Source organism: Lactobacillus sp. UMNPBX6 (assembly GCF_002553975.1).
GTDB lineage: Bacteria > Bacillota > Bacilli > Lactobacillales > Lactobacillaceae > Lactobacillus > Lactobacillus gallinarum.
Window position 1 is genome coordinate 1 of sequence record NZ_PCZD01000133.1, and the last position, 448, is coordinate 448.

The window sequence follows — 448 nt, forward strand, 5'->3', positions numbered from 1 at the left end:
TTCATGGTGAACCTCTTCAGCTGGAAGGGCAGCTAGTAAGTCAGCACGCTTTCGTTTGTGAGCTTGTCTTTTATAAGTAATAGTCTGAACGGCGGCGTCGGGGACGTTCTCCGTCATCTTGAGCATCAGGTTCATCAAAGAGACTTGTTTGTCCATTTAAAGGCATTTGTTCTGAAGATTTGCCATAACGTTTTTGCGTTAAGTAAGCCACTTGTTCACGGAGGAGCTTGATTTCATCAGTTAAGTTTTGAATAGTAGTTGCTTGTTGTGCAATAATCTTTTCCAAATTTTCTTGTGACATGAGTTAAACTTCCTCCTAAATTTATTAGTTAAAAGAATATCAAAAAAGCGTGCGATGTCAAGTGTTAGTAGAATTCGCACGCTTTCGTGTTCTTTATTTTTGGATTGATTGCGAAGCCCTTCATTAGCCAGTCGACCTGCTCAGAAG

General features: G+C 40.2%; 1 protein-coding gene. It reads right to left on the bottom strand.

Features of this window, described 5'->3' with window-relative positions; all coding sequences use genetic code 11:
• Positions 1–70 precede the first annotated feature (70 nt).
• Positions 71–301 (bottom strand): transposase, encoded by a 231-nt coding sequence (locus tag CP357_RS09975; protein ID WP_005725993.1) that lies wholly within the window; start codon positions 299–301, stop codon positions 71–73.
• Positions 302–448: the final 147 nt, after the last annotated feature.